General features: G+C 69.8%; 14 protein-coding genes and 1 pseudogene. 10 read left to right on the plus strand and 5 right to left on the minus strand.

Features of this window, described 5'->3' with window-relative positions; translation table 11 throughout:
* Nucleotides 1-43: 43 nt before the first annotated feature.
* Genes WT53_RS03435 through WT53_RS03455 form a run of 5 tightly spaced genes read right to left on the minus strand, consistent with a single transcriptional unit; the run spans nt 44 to nt 5,353 of the window.
* The gene (locus WT53_RS03435; protein WP_034208846.1) at nt 44-1,540 is read right to left on the minus strand and encodes an efflux transporter outer membrane subunit; all 1,497 of its coding nucleotides are present in this window, start codon (nt 1,538-1,540) and stop codon (nt 44-46) included.
* A complete protein-coding gene (locus tag WT53_RS03440; protein WP_034208847.1) occupies nt 1,537-2,505 on the minus strand; it encodes an HlyD family secretion protein in 969 nt (322 codons plus the stop codon). The genes WT53_RS03435 and WT53_RS03440 overlap by 4 nt, the downstream gene beginning before the upstream one ends.
* A 1-nt stretch (nt 2,506) precedes the next feature.
* Nucleotides 2,507-2,719: a DUF1656 domain-containing protein gene (locus WT53_RS03445; RefSeq protein WP_006481008.1), complete on the minus strand. Its 213-nt coding sequence runs from the start codon at nt 2,717-2,719 to the stop codon at nt 2,507-2,509.
* 34 nt (nt 2,720-2,753) lie between these two features.
* The gene (locus tag WT53_RS03450) at nt 2,754-4,877 is read right to left on the minus strand and encodes an FUSC family protein (RefSeq protein ID WP_034208848.1); all 2,124 of its coding nucleotides are present in this window, start codon (nt 4,875-4,877) and stop codon (nt 2,754-2,756) included.
* Nucleotides 4,874-5,353, minus strand: coding sequence for a MarR family winged helix-turn-helix transcriptional regulator (locus WT53_RS03455; protein ID WP_034208849.1), 480 nt, complete (start codon nt 5,351-5,353; stop codon nt 4,874-4,876). Before WT53_RS03455 ends, WT53_RS03450 begins: the two co-directional genes overlap by 4 nt.
* A 322-nt stretch (nt 5,354-5,675) precedes the next feature.
* Here WT53_RS03455 and WT53_RS03460 point away from each other — a divergent pair, with 322 nt between their 5' ends.
* The 10 genes and pseudogenes from WT53_RS03460 to WT53_RS03505 all read left to right on the plus strand — a co-directional run bounded on the left by WT53_RS03460 (nt 5,676) and on the right by WT53_RS03505 (nt 15,606).
* Nucleotides 5,676-6,536 carry a MaoC family dehydratase N-terminal domain-containing protein gene (locus WT53_RS03460; protein WP_034208850.1) on the plus strand — a complete coding sequence of 287 codons (861 nt, stop codon included), beginning with the start codon at nt 5,676-5,678 and terminating at the stop codon, nt 6,534-6,536.
* Between the two features lie 38 nt (nt 6,537-6,574).
* Nucleotides 6,575-6,709 (plus strand): annotated as a pseudogene (locus WT53_RS03465) (acyl-CoA dehydrogenase); the annotation flags it as partial.
* Between the two features lie 65 nt (nt 6,710-6,774).
* Nucleotides 6,775-7,617, plus strand: coding sequence for a CoA ester lyase (locus tag WT53_RS03470; protein ID WP_060258507.1), 843 nt, complete (start codon nt 6,775-6,777; stop codon nt 7,615-7,617).
* 147 nt (nt 7,618-7,764) lie between these two features.
* On the plus strand, nt 7,765-9,177 hold the full coding sequence (locus WT53_RS03475) for a PLP-dependent aminotransferase family protein (protein ID WP_034208852.1): 1,413 nt from the start codon (nt 7,765-7,767) through the stop codon (nt 9,175-9,177).
* Nucleotides 9,178-9,284: 107 nt separating this feature from the next.
* The gene (gene eutB / locus WT53_RS03480; RefSeq protein ID WP_034208853.1) at nt 9,285-10,256 is read left to right on the plus strand and encodes a hydroxyectoine utilization dehydratase EutB; all 972 of its coding nucleotides are present in this window, start codon (nt 9,285-9,287) and stop codon (nt 10,254-10,256) included.
* A gap of 1 nt (nt 10,257) precedes the next feature.
* Nucleotides 10,258-11,262: a cyclodeaminase gene (locus tag WT53_RS03485; RefSeq protein WP_034208854.1), complete on the plus strand. Its 1,005-nt coding sequence runs from the start codon at nt 10,258-10,260 to the stop codon at nt 11,260-11,262.
* Nucleotides 11,263-11,272: 10 nt separating this feature from the next.
* Nucleotides 11,273-12,481 (plus strand): ectoine hydrolase DoeA, encoded by a 1,209-nt coding sequence (doeA, locus tag WT53_RS03490; protein ID WP_060258510.1) that lies wholly within the window; start codon nt 11,273-11,275, stop codon nt 12,479-12,481.
* Nucleotides 12,482-12,484: 3 nt separating this feature from the next.
* Nucleotides 12,485-13,534, plus strand: coding sequence for a N(2)-acetyl-L-2,4-diaminobutanoate deacetylase DoeB (gene doeB, locus WT53_RS03495; protein WP_034208856.1), 1,050 nt, complete (start codon nt 12,485-12,487; stop codon nt 13,532-13,534).
* Nucleotide 13,535: 1 nt separating this feature from the next.
* The gene (locus WT53_RS03500; protein WP_034208857.1) at nt 13,536-14,006 is read left to right on the plus strand and encodes an Lrp/AsnC family transcriptional regulator; all 471 of its coding nucleotides are present in this window, start codon (nt 13,536-13,538) and stop codon (nt 14,004-14,006) included.
* A gap of 121 nt (nt 14,007-14,127) precedes the next feature.
* Nucleotides 14,128-15,606 carry an NAD-dependent succinate-semialdehyde dehydrogenase gene (locus WT53_RS03505; RefSeq protein WP_034208858.1) on the plus strand — a complete coding sequence of 493 codons (1,479 nt, stop codon included), beginning with the start codon at nt 14,128-14,130 and terminating at the stop codon, nt 15,604-15,606.
* Nucleotides 15,607-15,614 lie beyond the last annotated feature (8 nt).

The raw sequence follows: 15,614 nt of genomic DNA on the forward strand, positions 1-15,614 counted from the left end.
GCACGTTGCACCATGCATGCGTTTCGTGCCGACGGCGATGATGCTACGGCGCCGACGCGCCGGTCGCGGGTGCCGCGGCGGCGGCGCCGGCGTCCGCTGCGGCCGTTGCGTCATCGCTGTCCCAACCGCCGCCGAGTGCGAGGAAGAGCCGCACCTGGTCGGCCGCGACCTGGCCTTCGGCCGCCGCGACCTGCGCTTGCACGCTCGTCAGCGTGCGTGTCGCGTCGAGATCGGAGAGGAACGATTCGCGGCCAGCCGCATAGAGGCGATGCGTTTCGGCAGCGGAATTGCGGGCCGATTCGTAGGCGGTGCGCAGCGCATCCGCGCGCTGCACGTCGGCCGCATAGGTCGCGAGGCTCGACTGCGTTTCGCGCAGCGCATTCAGCACGACGCCGTCGAAGTGCGCGAGTGCGCCGCCCGTCGCGGCCTCGGCTTCGCGCACGCGCGCACGCTGGCCGTTGACGGGGAACGACCAACTGATCAGCGGGCCGAACGACCAGCGATTCGTGGTGGACGAAAACAGGTCGGCGGCGACGCCGACCGAGCCGGCCGACGCACCGATGCTGACCGACGGGTACAGCGCGGCGGTCGCCACGCCGATCCGCGCGGTCGCGGCGGCGAGCTGCCGCTCGGCCTCGCGTACGTCGGGACGGCGGCGCAGCAGCGCGGCGCCGTCGCCGATCGGAATCGGCTGACGCAGCTTCGGCAGGCGTTCGCATTCGGCGGCGGCTTTCGGCAGGTCGGCCGGCGCGCGCGCGAGCAGCGCGGCGAGCTGGTACTGCGCGATCTTGCGGCGGCCTTCGAAGCGCGGAATGTCGGCGGAGAGCGTGCGCACCTGCGTCACACCGCGCGTCACGTCGGTCTGGTTGCCGCGCCCGGCGTCGCGCAGTCGCTGCGACAGCGCGACGCGTTGTTTCTGCAGCGCGAGCGACTGCTTCGCGATCGCGAGTTCGTCGCCGGCCGAGCATCCCTCGACGTACGCGCGCACGACGTCGGCGACGACCGTGATGCGCGCCAGGTCGCCGGCCGCCTTGACGGCCTCGCTGTCCGCGCGTGCGGCTTCGACGCCGCGCCGCAGCTTGCCGAACAGGTCGAGTTCGTACGACACGTTGATGCCGACCGCGCCTTCGTTGACGACCGGCAGCTTGTTTTCGAGCAGGTATTGCTCGGCCGATTCCTGCGCACGCTGCACGGCCGCTTCCGCGCGGCCCGAGAAGCCGCCCTGTTCGTTGGCGACCACCAACGCCGCGCGCGAGCGGGCGAGGTTCGCCGCGGCGACGCGCAGGTCGGTGTTCGATTTCAGCGCATCGCGCACGAGCCCGTCGAGTACCGGGTCGTCGTACAGTTGCCACCAGTTGCCGGGCACCGCGTCGCGCGACACCAGCGCACCGTTCGCGTCGTCGAGCGCATGGTTCGCGAGCGGCGCATTGACGTACGCCTGTTGCGGCAGCTTGTAGTCGGGGCCGACCGACTTGCACGCGCCGAGTGCGAGCGCAAGCGGGGCGAGCGTCGCCGCGACGCGCAGACCGTACCGCTTCATTGCGATGCTCCCACGGCGCTCGCGGCCGTACCGGATGCGGTCGAGGACGCACCCGCGGCGCTGGCGGCAACCGGTTTCGCGTTGTCGTCGCGGCGCGCTTCGGCGCCGCGCATCGACACGGTCGCGGTGCGGCCCGCGATCATCCGGAAATCGTCCGGCACCTCGTCGAGTACGACCCGCACCGGCACGCGCTGCGCGAGCCGCACCCAGCTGAACGCCGGGTTCACGTTCGGCAGCAGGTTCGCGCCTTGCGTGCGGTCGCGATCCTCGATCGCGGCGACGATGCTCTGCACGTGACCGCGCAGCGCATGCGGCTCGCCCATCACGATGATGTCGACCGGCTGGCCGATATGAATGCCGCGCAGCTTGGTTTCCTCGAAGTAGCCGTCGACGCGGAACGAGTTGCGGTCGACGACCGACAGCACCGCGCGGCCGGCCGGCACGTATTCGCCGACGCGGGGCGCGCGGTCGTTCAGGTAGCCGTCCACGGGACTGACGATCGTCGTGCGCTGCAGGTTCAGCTTCGCGGTGTCGAGCGACACCTGCGCATCGGCGACGCTGGCCTCGCCCTGCTCGACCCGCGTGCGGCTTTCCTCGACCTGTTCGCTCGCGACCAGGTTGCCGAGCTGCAGGTTGCGCGCGTATTCGCGCTTCGCCTGCGCGAGCGTCGCGCGGCGCTGCGCGAGGGTTGCTTCGGCGAGCCGCTCCGCGAGCGCGTAGCGCGCCTGGTCGATCACGAACAGCACCTGGCCGCGCTTGACGGCCTGGTTGTCGGCGACCTGCACCGACGTGATGAGGCCCGACACGTCCGGTGCGACCTGGATCACGTCGGCGCGCACGTGCCCGTCGCGCGTCCATGGCGAGAACATGTAGTAGTTGATGATGCGCCACAGCACGAGGCCGGCCACGACGACGACGATCAGGGTGAGCAGGACTTGCCCTGCCGAGAGCCAGGTTTTTTTCACGTTAGGTAGCCACGAGTTGGTGGGACACGATCACGACGGCGGCCAGCACGAACACGTAGATGCCGAGGTCGAAGATCGAACGGTGCCAGACGAGGCGGTAGAAGCCGACGCGCTCGAGCACCGCGCGCACGACGATGTTGATCAGGTAAGCGATCAGCATCAGCACGAGCGGGGCCGGCACGAACACGCCGAAGATATCGATTTCGCCGATCATGGTCGCGGTCGGAAGGACAGAGTGGAAAGCCGGCTCATGCGCGCGCTCCGTCCGGCGCCTGCGGCGCTTGCGCGGCCGCGGCCGGATACAGCGACAGGCGCAGGCCGACGAGCGCGTGCAGCGTGTCGCGCAGCCGGCGGTGCGTGGCTGGCGCCGCGGGTGCGGGCGCGCCGTCGGCCGGCGCGGCGCCCGGCAGGGTGCGGCCGGCCACGCGCTGCAGCGCGTCGTCGATCGTCGCGAGCAGCGCGGGCGGCGCGGGCTGGCGCGCGTTCGCGGCCGCGCAGCGCGTGTAGTGATCGGTGACGCCGGCCAGCACGCGATCGATCGCGTCGGGCACGTCGCCCGACAGCCGGCGGCGCGAGCGGCGCAAGTCGAGCGCATTCAACGCGATGCGCAGGTCGCGGAAGCTCTCGATAGACGGATGGCGATGGTCGTCGGACGCGCCGAGGCGCGGCAGCAGTTGCGTGACGCGGTCGAGCATCCGCGATGCGTGGTTGCGCTGATCGTCGAGCGGCTGCGTCGACGCGGAGCGCGCGACGTCCTCCCAGCCCGAGCGCAGCAGGCGCCGCACCGCGAGTTCCGCGCCGAACGGGCGCGTCGCACGCGTCCAGACGTAGGCGAACAGCAGCCCGGCGACACCCGCGAGGTTGCTGTTCAGGAACACGAAGAAATCGGCTTCGTACGCGCTCTGGATGCTGATGAAGGTGGCCGTGTTCACGGCGACGAGCATCGTCACCATATTGAACTGCGGGCGTGGCAGCAGCGTGCCGATCAGGATGAACGGGCCCGCGAACATCAGCACGAGCATCGCGAAATCGTGCACGTGCGGCAGCACGACGAACAGATACAGGCCCGCGAACACGACGCTCGCGGCGGTCGACAGGAAGAACTTGAACACCAGCGGCGCCGGCTCGTCGAGCGCGGCGAAGAAGCTGCACGACACGGCCACGAGCGTGACGGCGGCCGCGCCGTCGTGCCAGCCGGACGAAATCCACAGCCAGCACGCGAACACGATCGCGAACACGACGGTCAGCGTCGAGAACAGCATCATCCCGCGATCGAAGAAGCGCTCGGTGCCGCCGAGCCGCCAGTGCCGGTAGCGCGGCTGCCACACGCCCGACTCGTTCGCGATCAGCGCGCGCAGCGAGCGGCAGTCCTGCCAGATGTCGATGACCTGGCGCAGCCGCCACAGCGCATTCGACAGCAGCGCGCCGTCCCAGCTCGCCAGCGCGCTGTCGGGCGGCTGCAGCGCGGCGATGCGCTCGCGCAGGTCGTCCGCGACCGGATCGTGCGCCATGTCGCCGTCGGAGCCGGTCTTGACGGCCGGCAGCGGCGCGTCGAACCACTTCGCGGCGTCGGCCAGCAGCGCGTCGAGCGCGGGCGGGCGCACGTGCAGGTCGCGCATCAGCGCGATCAAGGGATCGGCGAGCGACGACATCAGCGGCAGGAACAGCTGCATCCGGCCCGCGAGCGCCTGCGCGCGCGCGAGCACACGCGGATGCGCATGGTCGTAGCCCAGCTGGCTCAGCAGGAATTCGAGGCCGGTGATCGTCGCGGCGAGCCGCTGCCGGCACGCGGACAGCGCCTTGCCGGCCAGGTGCCCGGACAGCGTTTCGCGGCCGTAGAACGCGGCGTCCTTGAACCATGCGTCGGTGCGCTCGATCAGCGTCGGCGCGAGCCGGTTCGGGAACACGGTGCTGCCGACCACGCTCGCGCACACGATGCCGAGCACGATTTCCTCGGTGCGCGCGATCGCGACGTCGAACACCGTGGACGGATCGGTGACGGTCGGCAGCGCGATCAGCGGCATCGTATAGCCGGCGAGCATGAACACGTAGCTGCGCGCGGTGCGGTCGGAGATCGCGAGGTACAGCAGCGTGCCGCACCAGGTCGCGACGATGATGCTGAACAGGAGCGGCGTCTCGACGAACGGCGGCACGAAGAAGATCGCGGCGGCCGCGCCGAGCGCGGTGCCGAGCGCGCGGTACAGCGCCTTCGAGCGCGTCGCGCCGACGAACGGGTTCGACACGATGTAGACGCTCGCCATCGCCCAATACGGGCGCGGCAGCTGGAAATACAGGCCGAGGTACAGCGCCAGCATCGACGCGGCGAACGTCTTGCCCGAAAACAGCCAGTCGCGAAGGCTCGGATAGGTCATGACGCGGAATCGACGGGGCGGGACGGGTGCGACGCCGAAGGATGCAGATCGGCCGCGTTGAACGCGTTCAGCACGCGCAGCGTCGCTTCGAGATCGGCGCGCGACACGCCCTTGAGCACCTGTGCGCGCAGCGCGCGCAGGTCTTCCTCCATCTTCGCGGTGATTGCGCGGCCGGCGGCCGTCAGCGAGATCGTCTTCGCTCGACGATCGTGCGGATCCTCGTCGCGGCGGGCGAGGCCGGCCGCGCACAGCTGGTCGAGCAGGCGCACGAGCGACGGCCCTTCGATGCCGACGTGCTCGGCGAGCGTGCCTTGCCGCACGCCTTCGCCGAGGCGGCCGGCGATCAGCAGCGGCGTCGCGCACGCCTCGGATACGTTGTACGCGGTCAGCACGCCGTCGCTGGTGCGGCGCCACTTGCGCGCGGTGAGCACGAGCAGGCTGCTGACGGCGAGGCGGAGGTCGTGCAGATTGGTCATGGGCGAGATGATAGGGGCAAAAACATTCGATAGCAAACTATCGTTTTTCGTCACCCGGATGACACGTCGTATGCGGCACGGCCGACCCGTCTGAAGCAATTTAGGCGGCGTGCCGGCCGGGGGCAAGCCGTAAGGCTGGCGACCCCGAACCGCCCACGTCCCACGCGGCGACTATATTGAATAGTCAGACGAGAACCGCCCGGAAGCGCGACGCACGGCCGCGTCAAGCAAATACGAAGTCCCGGTTCGGGAAAGCCGACTTCACGAACCCGCGCGCGGCGTGCATATTGGGGCCATTGCAAGCGCACCGGAGGCTCCGCCCGTGTCGACCTCATCCTCGCAGCCCGCCACGTCCGCATCGCTCGACGCGTGGCTCGGCAAGACCGAAACGCTCGGCGACGACGTCACCGCGTTCCCGCTGAACGCGCTGGCCGCCACGCTCGATCGCCCGTCGCCCGGCGACGTCGTGCCGCCGATGTGGCACTGGCTCTACTTCCTGCCGATCGCGCCGCTGGCCGAGGTCGGCCCGGACGGTCACCCGAAGCGCGGCGGCTTCCTGCCGCCGGTGCCGCTACCACGCCGCATGTGGGCCGGCGGCCGGCTGACGTTCCATGCGCCGCTGCGTGCGGGGCAGCGCGCGACGCGCGAATCGACGATCGCGAACATCGAGGACAAGACGGGCCGCAGCGGCCGGCTCGTGTTCGTGACGGTGCAGCACCGGATCGAATCCGGCGGCGCGCTGTGCGTCGAGGAAGAGCACGACATCGTCTATCGCGACGCGCCGCACGCAAGTGCGCCTGCGCCGAAGCCGGTCGCGCCGCCCGTGGGCGAGACGTGGTCGCGCACGGTCACGGCCGACGCGGTGATGTTGTTCCGCTATTCGGCGCTGACCTTCAACGGCCATCGCATCCACTACGACCGCCGCTACGTGACGCAGGAAGAGGGTTATCCGGGGCTCGTCGTGCAGGGCCCGCTGATCGCGACGTTGCTCGTCGATCTCGTGCACCGCGAACGGCCGGACGCGATGCTGGCGAGCTTCGCGTTCCGCGCGGTGCGCCCGACCTTCGATTCGGAGCCGTTCGCGCTGTGCGGCAAGCCGTCGGACGACGGCCGCACGATCGAGCTGTGGGCGAAAGATCGCGACGGCTGGCTCGCGATGCAGGCCACGGCGACCCTCGTATGACGCGCTTGCTGCCTTTCCTTCCTTCATCGACGACGGACATGCAGACGACGCAACACGACCCGTGCCAGGACATCCGCGAAGCGGTGCGCGACCTGTGCAGCCCGTTTCCCGGCGAGTATTTCCGCCGGATCGACGACGCGCGCGGCTATCCCGACGCCGAGGTCGAGCGGCTCCTTGCCGACGCGCGGCAGGCCGCGTCGTGCGACGCGATCGGCACGCTGTTTCCGGAGGCCTCGGCATGACGTCCGCGTCCGCCCGTTCGTGGCTGTTCGTTCCCGGCAATCGTCCGGAACGCTTCGAGAAGGCGCGGGCGGCCGGCGCCGACGCGGTGATCGTCGATCTCGAGGATGCGGTGCCGCCGGACGGCAAGCCGGCGGCGCGCGACGCGGTCGTCGCGCAACTCGATGCCGCGCGGCCCGTGTGGGTGCGCGTGAATGCAGCCGACACCGCATGGTTCGCCGACGACATCGCGGTGATCGCCGCGCATCCGGGCGTGGCCGGCGTGATGCTGCCGAAGTGCGACACGCGTGCGCAGGTGGACGCGGTGCTCGCTCACGCGCATCGTGCGCTCGAACTGCTGCCGATCGTCGAGACGGCGGCCGGCATCGCGGGGCTCGATCAGGTGTGTGCCGCGCCGCGCGTCGTGCGCGTGGCGTTCGGCACGCTCGATTTCCAGGTCGATCTCGGGATCGACGGCGACGGCGAAGCGCTGAACGCGTTCCGCTCGCGGATCGTGCTCGCGTCGCGGCTGGCGGGGATCGCGCCGCCGGTCGACGGCGTGTCGACGTTCATCGACGATCCCGCCGCGATCGAGCGGCATGCGCGCGACGCGCGGCGGTTCGGTTTCGGCGGGAAACTGTGCATTCACCCGAAGCAGCTCGACGCGGTGCACCGCGCCTATGCGTGGACCGACGCGGAACAGGCGTGGGCGCGGCGCGTGCTCGATGCCGTCGAGGCGAGCGGCGGCGCGGCGGTCGCGCTCGACGGCAGGATGATCGACACGCCGGTGATCCTGAAGGCGCGGCGCATTCTGGCCCATTCTGCGCGGGTAGGCAGCCCGCGAGATTCGTCCGAACAATAAAAGGCCGGCCCGTCCCCTTGTCGGGCACGCCGATTGCACCGCCCGATTCGACCCGCAAGTCCTGCTTTCGCGCGCGATTGCACTAGGACAATATTTTCGGGGTGGCTTTCTGAGCGACCATGCGCAAGCCACGACGGAGACATCGAGATGGGACGGACCGAGGTATCGGCAGGCTGGCGCGACGCGATCGGCGCGGTGCACGGCATCGAGTCGAAATACAAGCGGCTCGTGAAGGCGATCGCCAGCGACATCGAAAACGGCGCGCTTGCGCCGGGCGCGCGGCTCGCGCCGCAGCGCGACGTCGCGTCGAGCCTCGGCGTCAGCGTGCAGACCGTCACCAACGCATACAAGGAGTTGGAGCGCCAGGGGCTGATCCGCTGCGAGGTTGGCCGCGGCAGCTTCGTGGCCGCGCGCGTGACCGAATCGATGTCGAACTACATCCTCGATACGACCGAGCGCGAACTGGTCGACTTCTCGATCGCCCGCATCGTGCACACGCCGGAGCACGATGCCGCGTGGCGAAGCGTGTGCGCGGCGCTGGCCGGCACCGACGATCAGCCGTGGATCCGCTCGTTCCGGCCGATCGCCGGCCTCGACGCGCATCGCGACGCCGGCGCCGCGTGGCTCGCGTCGCTGAACATGCCGGTGCATCGCGAATCGCTGCTGGTCACGAACGGCGCGGCGCACGGGATCTTTCTCGCGCTCGCGTCGATCGTCGGGCCGGGCGATACGGTGTTGTGCGAGAGCCTGACCGATCACGGCGTGATCGGCTCCGCGAACGTGCTCGGGTTTACGCTGAAAGGGCTCGAGATGGACGAGCACGGCATTCGTCCCGAACATTTCGAGGAGATGTGCGACGGCGAGCGGATCAGCGCGCTCGTGTGTACGCCGACCCTCAATAACCCGACCGTGTCGCTGATGACCGAGTCGCGGCGGCGGTCGATCGCGCGCATCGCGACGCGCTACGGCGTGTACGTGATCGAGGACGACGTGTACGGCCCGCTCCCGGAGAAGACGGGCACGCCGATCGCCAGCCTGATTCCGGAGCTCGGCTTCTACTGCACGAGCATGACGAAATCGGTGCTGACCGGGTTGCGCACCGGCTATCTCGCGATGCCGCGGCGGCTCGCGTTGCGCGTCGAGAGCGTGCTGCGCGTGAGCAGTTGGATGGCGACGTCGCCGATCGCGGAAATCGCGACGCGCTGGATCGCCGACGGCACCGCGCGGCGGCTCGTCGAACTGCAGCGCCGGCGGCTCGCGATACGCCAGGAGATGGTGAAGTCCGCGCTGGGGCCGTATGTGCTCGGCGCGCACCCGAATGCGCTTTCGGCTTGGCTGCGCGTGCCCGACTACTGGCAGGCCGAGCGGCTCGTCCGCGAATTGCGCACCCGCAAGATCGCGGTGACGTCGCCCGATCCGTTTCTCGTCGGCGGCACGGAGCGGCCGAACGCGGTGCGCGTCTGCATCGGCGCCGAAACGTCCGATGCCGCATGCAACGCGGCGCTCGAGACCATCGCGGGCGTGTTCGAACAGTATCCACACCTGAACGATTTCCACTGAACCGGCGGCGCTGCCGCGACGTCGCGCGCAATGTATCAGGACATTCGAAAGCGCGATTTGGAACATTAGACTGGATCGCATCACATTCGTCGCGAGGCGTGCGTTCCATGTCCTTCCTGTCGCTGTCCGACGTCTACCGTGCGCGCCGCCGCCTCGCCGGGCGCGCCGACGGTACGCCGCTCGTCGCGTCCGCCGCGCTGTCCGCGCGCGTTGGCGCGCCCGTCCACCTGAAGCTCGAAACGCTGCAGCCGACCGGCAGCTTCAAGCTGCGCGGCGCAACCAACGCGCTCGCGGAACTCGCGGCGCAGGGCGTGACGCGCGTGGTCACCGCGTCGACCGGCAACCACGGCCGCGCGGTCGCGCATGCGGCACGCGCGCTCGGCATCGACGCGGCCGTCTGCATGTCGTCGCTGGTGCCGGCCAACAAGGTCGACGCAGTCGCGGCGCTCGGCGCGCGCGTGGTGATCGCGGGCGACAGCCAGGACGACGCGCAGGTCGAAGCGCGGCGCCTCGCGCGCGACGAAGGCCATGCGTACGTGCCGCCGTTCGACGATCCGCGCATCATCGCGGGCCAGGCGACGATCGGCGTCGAGATACTCGAGGCGCTGCCCGATACGGCGACGCTCGTCGTGCCGCTGTCGGGCGGCGGCCTGTTCAGCGGCGTCGCGTTTGCCGCGAAGGCGATCCGGCCGCCGATCGAGGTGATCGGCGTATCGATGGTGCGCGGCGCCGCGATGCACGCGAGCCTCGCGGCCGGCCGCCCGGTCGACGTCGACGAGCAGCCCACGCTGGCCGATTCGCTCGGCGGCGGCATCGGCCTCGACAATCGCTACACGTTCGACATGACGCGCGCGTTGGCCGACGACGTCGTGCTGCTCGACGAGCCGTCCATCGCACGCGGCATCGCGCATGCGTATCGGGAAGAGCGGCTCGTCGTCGAAGGTGCGGGCGCGGTCGGCCTCGCCGCGTTGCTGGACGAGCGGATCGTGCGCCGCGACCGCAACGGTCCGATCGTGGTCGTCGTGAGCGGCGCGAACATCGACATGGCCGTGCATCGCCGGCTCGTTTCGGAGAACTGACATGGCCCATCCCGTCACGTTGCTCGGTCAGGCGCAACTGCGTGCGCTGGTGCCGCTCGATCTCGCCGCGATCGACCAGGTCGAGGCCGCGTTCGCATCGCTCGCGACCGACGCGGTCGTGATGCCGCCGATTCTGAATCTCGCGCTGCCGGAGCGCCACGCCGAAGTGGACGTGAAGACGGCGTACCTGCCGCGCTTCGACAGCTTCGCGATCAAGGTCAGCCCGGGCTTTTTCGACAACCCGTCGCTCGGGCTGCCGAGCCTGAACGGGCTGATGCTCGTGCTGTCCGCGCGCACCGGCCTGACCGAGGCCGTCCTGCTCGACAACGGCTACCTGACGGCCGTACGCACCGCGGCGGCCGGCGCGGTGGCCGCGCGCCGGCTCGCGCGGGCCGATGCGCACCGCGCGGCGATCGTCGGCGCGGGCGAGCAGGCGCGGTTGCAGCTCGCCGCGCTGAGGCTCGTGCGCGACATCACGCACGTGACGGTGTGGGCGCGCGATACCGCGCGGGCCACGGCATTCGCGGCCGACGTGCGCGCGACGCACGGCATCGACGCGACGGTCGCGCGCTCGGTGCGAGCGGCGGTGGCCGACGCGGACATCGCGGTGACGACCACACCGAGCCGCGCACCGCTCGTGCACGCGGAAGACCTGCATCCCGGGCTGCACGTGACGGCGATGGGTTCGGACGCCGATTACAAGACCGAACTCGCGCCGTCGGTGTTCGGCGCCGCACGCTATTTCTGCGACCGGCTGCAGCAGACCCGCGTGGCCGGCGAACTCGCGCACGCGATCGCGGCCGGGGCCGTCGCAGCCGACGCCGTATTTCCCGAACTCGGCGAAGTGATTACCGGCCGCCGCGACGGCCGCACGCATCGCGACGACATCACGATCTGCGACCTGACCGGCACCGGCGCGCAGGACACCGCGATTGCCGTGCTCGCGCTGCAACGCGCCCGCGCGGCGGAAGTGGGCACGATTTTTCACAACGACCTCACGACTTGAGAGGAGACAGATGACCGAAGTCATCGAAACCCAGAACGCCGCGCCGCGTCTCGCGTTCGCGCGCAGCGAATATGCCGCGCGCATCGCGAAGACGCGCGCGGCGATGGAGCGGGCCGGCATCGACCTGCTGATCGTCACCGACCCCACCAACATGGGCTGGCTGACCGGCTACGACGGCTGGTCGTTCTACGTGCACCAGTGCGTGCTGCTGGCGCTGGACGGCGAACCCGTGTGGTTTGGCCGCGGCCAGGACGCGAACGGCGCGAAGCGCACCGCGTTCATGGCGCACGAGAATATCGTCGGCTATCCCGATCATTACGTGCAGTCGACCGCGCGCCACCCGATGGATTACCTGTCGACCGAGGTGATCGCGGCGCGCGGCTGGAGCACGCTGCGCATCGGCGTCGAGCTCGACAACTACTACTTCAGCGCGGCGGCGTACGCGTCGCTGCAGAAGCATCTGCCGGCCGCGCGCTGGCTCGATGCGACCGCACTCGTCAACTGGCAGCGCGCGGTGAAGTCGCCGCGCGAGATCGAGTACATGCGCGTGGCCGCGCGCATCGTCGAGCGGATGCATGCGCACATCGTCGAGACGATCGAGCCGGGCATGAAGAAAAGCGACCTGGTCGCGCAGATCTATGCGACCGGCATCGGCGGCGCGGACGGCTTCGGCGGCGATTATCCGGCGATCGTCCCGCTGCTGCCGACCGGCGCGGACGCGGCCGCGCCGCACCTGACCTGGGACGACTCGACGTTCTCGCGCGGCGCCGGCACGTTCTTCGAGATTGCCGGCTGCTACCGCCGCTATCACTGCCCGCTGTCGCGCACCGTCTATCTCGGCAAGCCGCCCGCGCACTTCATCGACGGCGAGCGCGCGGTGATCGAGGGCATCGAAGCGGGACTCGCGGCCGCGAAGCCGGGCAACGTGTGCGAGGACATCGCGAACGCATTCTTCGCGGTGCTGCGCCGCGCGGGCATCGAGAAGGAAAGCCGCTGCGGCTATCCGATCGGCGCGAGCTATCCGCCCGACTGGGGCGAGCGCACGATGAGCCTGCGTCCGGGCGACCGTACGGTACTCGAACCCGGCATGACGTTCCATTTCATGCCCGGGCTGTGGCTCGACGACTGGGGGCTGGAGATCACGGAAAGCATCCTGATCACCGAGACCGGCGTCGAGACGTTCTGCAACGTGCCGCGCAAGCTGTTCGTGAAGGAGTAGGCGATGCGTGCTTCCCCGATTACGCCGACCGTCGATTTCGACGCGGACGGCGAACAGCACGGCTTCCTGAAGCTGCCTTACTCGCGCGACGATTCCGCGTGGGGCGCGATCATGATTCCGGTGACCGTCGTGAAGCGCGGCGACGGGCCGACGGTGCTGCTGACCGGCGGCAATCACGGCGACGAATACGAAGGGCCGGTCGCGCTGTCGAAGCTCGCCGGCTCGCTGAAGGCGGCCGACGTGACGGGCCGCGTGATCGTCGTGCCGTTCATGAACTACCCGGCGTTCCGCGCCGGTTGCCGCACGTCGCCGATCGATGCCGGCAACCTGAACCGCAGCTTCCCGGGCCGGCCGGACGGCACCGTGACCGAGAAGATCGCCGATTACTTCCAGCGCCACCTGCTGCCGCTGGCGACGCACGTGCTGGACATTCACGCGGGCGGCCGTACGCTCGACTTCGTGCCGTTCGCGGCGATTCACGTGCTGGAAGACCGCGACCAGGAAGCGCGTTGCGAGCGTGCGATGCGCGCGTTCGGCGCGCCGTATTCGATGCGCATGCTGGAACTCGACAGCGTCGGCCTGTACGACAGCGCGGCGGAGGAAGCCGGCAAGGTGTTCGTGTCGACCGAGCTGGGCGGCGGTGGCACGTCGACGGCGGCGAGCGTCGCGATCGCGGAGCGTGGCGTGCGCGGCTTTCTCGCGCATGCCGGCGTGCTCGCGCGGCGCGAAGGCGCGCGCGCCGGCGCGGGCGGCGCGCCGCGCACGACGACGCTGCTCGACATGCCGGACGGCGCCTGCTACACGACCAGCGAGCATCGCGGCCTGCTCGAGATGTGCGTCGATCTGGGCAGCGAGGTCGAGGCCGGCGACGTGCTCGCGCGCGTGCACGACATCGACCGCACGGGCGTCACGCCGGTCGAATACGTCGCACGGCGGCGCGGGCTGCTCGCCGCGCGGCATTTTCCGGGCATCGTGCAGACGGGCGACACGATCGCGGTGGTGGCCGACATCGTCGAGCGCAACATCCCGGTGGCGACCTGGGGCGACGCATAACGTGATCAAGCTCGACCGATACGACCTCGCGATCCTGCGCCTGCTCGAGCGCGACGGGCGCATCACGAAGTCGAAGCTCGCCGAGGCCGTGAACCTGTCGATTTCGCCGGCGTGGGAGCGCGTGCGCAAGCTCGAGGAAAGCGGCGTGATCCGCGGTTATCGCGCGGACGTCGACTGGATCGGCGCGTTCTCCGGCAGCCGCATCGTCGTCGAGGTGACGCTGTCGCGGCACACCGCGCCCGACATGCGACGCTTCGAGGATCGCGTGGCCGCGGCGCCCGAGGTCGCGCAGTGCTATGCGACGGGCGGCGGCGTCGACTACGTGCTGCACGTGGTCGCGCGCGACATCGACCATTACCAGCGCTTCATCGATGCGTTGCTGATGGAAGACCTCGGCATCGAGCGCTACTTCACGTACATCGTGACGAAGGTGGTGAAGTGCGGATCCGGCGGCGCGCCGGATTGGCTGTGAAAGTTCGCGCCGACGCGCGGCAATACGGAAAAAACCGGCATTTCCGGCGGTGCAAACCGAAATTTCCGCATGCGCGGGCGCGACACAATGAAGTCCGTGCCCACCAACGAGGAGACGCAGCATGCTGCCCGGACACCCCGTTCTGTTCAAGTCGACCTGTTACGTCGACGGTCGCTGGATCCACAGCGACAGTGCCGCGACGGTCGCCGTCGTCAACCCCGCCGACCAGGCGGTGATCGGCCATGTGCCGATGCTCGAGCGCGCGCAGATCGTCGCGGCCGTCGACGCCGCGCAGCGCGCGTACGGAAGCTGGCGCTGGACGCCGCAAGCGGTGCGCAGCGCGGCATTGCTGCGCTGGCACGCGCTGATCCTGCGTCACGTCGACGATCTGGCCGCGCTGCTGTCGCTGGAACAGGGCAAGCCGCTGGCCGAAGCGCGCGGCGAGATCCGCTATGCGGCGAGCTTCGTCGAATGGTTCGCGAACGAGGCGAAGCGCGTCGCCGGCCGCACGATTCCGACTCACATCGACGGCGCGCATCTCGGCACCGTGATGGAGCCGGTCGGCGTCGCGGCGCTGATCACGCCGTGGAATTTCCCGGCCGCGATGATCACGCGCAAGGCGGCGGCCGCGATCGCGGTCGGTTGCACCGTGGTCGTGAAGCCCGCGCACGAAACGCCGTTCTCGGCGTTCGCGCTCGCGCAGCTCGCCGACGAGGCAGGCTTCCCGGCCGGCGTGTTCAACGTGGTGCTCGGCGAGCCGCAGATGGCGATGGAAACGCTGGTCGGCGACGCACGCGTGCGTGCGGTGAGCTTCACCGGCTCGACGCGCGTCGGACGGCTCGTGACCGAAACCGCCGCGAAGGCCGGCATCCGCAAGATCGCGCTCGAACTGGGCGGCAATGCGCCGTTCATCGTGACCGAGGATGCGGATGTCGATGAGGCGGTGCGGATCGCCGTCGGCGCGAAGTTCCAGACGTCCGGCCAGGACTGCTGCGCGGCGAACCGGATACTCGTCGCGCGCCCGCTGTACGACGCGTTCGTCGAACGGTATGCGAACGCGGTGCGCGCGCTGAAGACGGGGCCGGCGTTCGAGCAGGGCGTGGACGTCGGTCCGCTGATGCATCAGGCCGCGTTCGACGCGACGGTGGCGCGCGTCGACGATGCGCGGGCACGCGGCGCGCGCATCGTCGCGGGCGGCCGGCCGCATGCGCTCGGCGGCTGGTTCTACGAGCCGACCGTGATCGCGGATGCCGCGCCCGGCATGCGCGTGGTCGACGAGGAAAACTTCGCGCCGATCTCGGCCGTCAGCGCGTTCGACACGCTCGACGAAGCCGTCGAAACGGCCAACGACACCGAGTACGGCCTCGCCGCCTACGTATGCGCGACGCGCATCGACACGATCTTCCAGCTCGTGCGGCGGCTCGATTTCGCGATGGTGTCGGTCAACGGCGTGAAATTCACCGGCGCGCCGATTCCGTTCGGCGGGATGAAGGCGTCGGGCCTCGGGCGCGAAGGCGGCACCGAGGGCTTCGAGCCGTTCACCGAAACCAAGTACTTCTGCCTCGGCAATCTCGGCCTGCCGGTTGCGGCGACGGCCTGACCCATTCA

The organism is Burkholderia sp. MSMB2157WGS (genome assembly GCF_001532755.1).
Taxonomy (GTDB): Bacteria; Pseudomonadota; Gammaproteobacteria; order Burkholderiales; family Burkholderiaceae; genus Burkholderia.

Coding starts and splice junctions, on each gene's coding strand:
- WT53_RS03470 (WP_060258507.1), top strand. CDS start 6,775: ATGACGTCCGCGTCCGCCCGTTCGTGGCTGTTCGTTCCCGGCAATCGT.
- eutB (WP_034208853.1), top strand. CDS start 9,285: ATGTCCTTCCTGTCGCTGTCCGACGTCTACCGTGCGCGCCGCCGCCTC.
- WT53_RS03455 (WP_034208849.1), bottom strand. CDS start 5,353: ATGACCAATCTGCACGACCTCCGCCTCGCCGTCAGCAGCCTGCTCGTG.
- doeA (WP_060258510.1), top strand. CDS start 11,273: ATGACCGAAGTCATCGAAACCCAGAACGCCGCGCCGCGTCTCGCGTTC.
- WT53_RS03450 (WP_034208848.1), bottom strand. CDS start 4,877: ATGACCTATCCGAGCCTTCGCGACTGGCTGTTTTCGGGCAAGACGTTC.
- WT53_RS03435 (WP_034208846.1), bottom strand. CDS start 1,540: ATGAAGCGGTACGGTCTGCGCGTCGCGGCGACGCTCGCCCCGCTTGCG.
- WT53_RS03475 (WP_034208852.1), top strand. CDS start 7,765: ATGGGACGGACCGAGGTATCGGCAGGCTGGCGCGACGCGATCGGCGCG.
- doeB (WP_034208856.1), top strand. CDS start 12,485: ATGCGTGCTTCCCCGATTACGCCGACCGTCGATTTCGACGCGGACGGC.
- WT53_RS03485 (WP_034208854.1), top strand. CDS start 10,258: ATGGCCCATCCCGTCACGTTGCTCGGTCAGGCGCAACTGCGTGCGCTG.
- WT53_RS03505 (WP_034208858.1), top strand. CDS start 14,128: ATGCTGCCCGGACACCCCGTTCTGTTCAAGTCGACCTGTTACGTCGAC.
- WT53_RS03445 (WP_006481008.1), bottom strand. CDS start 2,719: ATGATCGGCGAAATCGATATCTTCGGCGTGTTCGTGCCGGCCCCGCTC.